This is a genomic window from Limosilactobacillus viscerum, from assembly GCF_947387525.1.
GTDB lineage: Bacteria > Bacillota > Bacilli > Lactobacillales > Lactobacillaceae > Limosilactobacillus > Limosilactobacillus viscerum.
This window is the reverse complement of sequence record NZ_CANDNW010000054.1, coordinates 1-2,338: the sequence shown is the minus strand read 5'-3', so window position 1 is coordinate 2,338 and position 2,338 is coordinate 1. Positions and strand designations below refer to the sequence as shown.

Below are 2,338 nucleotides of genomic sequence, written 5' to 3'. Positions count from 1 at the left end.
CTCGCAGATGATTCCTTTAGACCAATTTTACAATGTAGAGCAGAAATTTCCTGATCAACACTACTTGACGTAGAGCCTAAAAAGCTCAGTCCAGAATGATAACATCCTGAACTGAGCTTTTTAGATTTGGAGTTTTTAATTAATGACGATTACTAGATTAATCAACCTCAGTCTGCTTAACGTTAACTTGGTTGTGCCGGAAGAAGTGGAATGCGAGACCAACAACTAAACCAACAAGGGCTGGAACTACCCACGAGAGTCCCATGGAAGCGAGTGGCAACATCTTCCGCACACCAGCTACCCAGAGGCCAAATGAGCTTTGACTTACAACAGCTGGGAAAGCAACGACCATATCACCAAGTGCTGGAACCACAGTTAAGAGGACAACGAAGAAGTAGACAACACCATCACGATGGAAAAGTGGTGAAGCAACAGAAAGGACGATTAGGACCATTGCTAATGGGTAAAGGAACATTAACATTGGTGTTGACCAAGCGATGATTTGGTCCAAACCGAAGTTAGCAGTTAAGAATGAAGCGAGACAGCTAAGTGCTAACCAGGTATGGTAGCTAACCTTTGGGAAGTGCTTGTGGAAGTCTTGAGCAAAAGCAGCAACTAAACCAACAGCAGTAGTTAAACAAGTAACAGTTAATAGGAATGCTAAAACAACTTGACCAAATGCACCTGCATAAGCGTTAACTAATTGGTTGAAAGCCACACCGCCATCAGGTGAAACCTTAAAGCGACCAAGTGACATTGCACCAAGGACGATTAGGAGAAGGTAGATGAAACCGATGGCACTAACTGCGAGAACACCAGACTTTGTAACAACCTTTGAAACGGCACCTGGACGACGAACGCCCATCCCCTTAATTGCGGTAACAACAGTAACCCCAAAGGCAAGACCTGCTAGAGCATCCATTGTGTTGTACCCTTCAAGGAAACCATTAGTAACAGCACTGTGAACGTAGGCACTGGTTACTGGTGCACTAGCTGGGTTACCCAACGGATTAGCAAATGCAACAACGAAGACTAAGAATAAAAGTGCCAGGAAGACAGGATTCAAAACCTTACCAACGTTTGAAAGAATGCTGTTTTCCTTGTAAGAAAAGGCAAATGCTAAGACAAAGAATACTGCTGAGAAAAGCAATAGTGACCAGCCTTGAGCAGCTTTTGGAACGAATGGCGCAACCCCAACAGTAAACGAAACGGTTGCTGTCCGGGGAGTCCCGAATAAAGGACCGATGGTAGCGTGAATCAAAACCATGAAGACTAGGGCAAATGCTGCACCAAGTGGCCGACCAACATCGTAAACTCCTTCAGCACGAGTAACAGCGATGGCAAGAACGGAAAGTAACGGGAGTAAGACCCCGGTAACTAAGAAACCAAGAGCAGCTGGGCCCCAATTCGCACCAGCTAACTGGCCAAGGTGAAGCGGGAAAATCAAGTTCCCGGCACCAAAGAATAGCCCAAACAGTAACGAAGCAACAACTAAGTATTGCTTAAATGTTAACTTTTTTGTTGTTAAATCCTGCATAGTTAAATTCCCTCCTAGGATATAAAAAGCATTAAATAATTGCTTTGATCCCAACAAAAAAGTCCCTTAACCAAAATTACTTTGGTTAAGGGACGCTTGAGCGTGGTACCACCCTATCTTCGTATCATCATTACTGATAATACCTTACACGTACGGCCCGGGACTGGGCGATACGCTGGCACGTTAATGGGTGCTACCATTAAGTCTTACTATGAATTAAGACTTAAGCTCGAAAGTGATTTTCGATTAACGTTGAACCTGTCTCCTTCCACCTAACGAGACTCGCTAATGGCTATCGCTAATTTACTCTTCTTTCTCATTGCGATCGAATAATTAAATTGTTGTTTATTATTCTAAATAGTTTTTAATAAAAGTCAACAACTTTTTAGAATTTTTTTATTTTTCCTGGTAATTAGCCATATCTTCGCTTGTTTGTGCATAGGCAGGGTCGCCATTCAAAGCACGCGCAATTGCTCGCTCAACAGCGGTATTTGTTGTTGTATTAGCGATTGCCAATGGCTTTTCATAACGCTTGGCATGGTGGTTTGCTAACTGACTAATGCGGTGATGAATTTTATCAATGCAGACTACAACGAAGTCAGCGTCACGAATTTCCCGTTTCATTTTACTGCTGGAAACCTTATCTTCCATGGAAGCGTCAAGAGCATGATAAATCCCATGGTGCTTATCGACAACTGCCTTTAATTCTTGTGAACGTTCCCGATAAAGCTTGCCCTAATTGTGGGGTGATCAACCGTGGTCAGATTGTTAAATTTGGTTATTATCAGGCTAAATATAAAT

The 2,338-nt window shown here is 42.9% G+C and carries 1 protein-coding gene, 1 pseudogene and 1 other annotated feature; the gene and the pseudogene both read right to left on the bottom strand.

All coding sequences use genetic code 11. The features are described from left to right. Positions 1-157: 157 nt before the first annotated feature. Positions 158-1,537, bottom strand: coding sequence for a branched-chain amino acid transport system II carrier protein (brnQ, locus tag QOS07_RS09130; protein ID WP_098044527.1), 1,380 nt, complete (start codon positions 1,535-1,537; stop codon positions 158-160). An 85-nt stretch (positions 1,538-1,622) separates the two neighbouring features. Further along, positions 1,623-1,866: a binding site (T-box leader), on the bottom strand. A 67-nt stretch (positions 1,867-1,933) separates the two neighbouring features. Then, a pseudogene (locus tag QOS07_RS09125) lies at positions 1,934-2,242 on the bottom strand (DUF2325 domain-containing protein); the annotation flags it as partial. Positions 2,243-2,338: the final 96 nt, after the last annotated feature.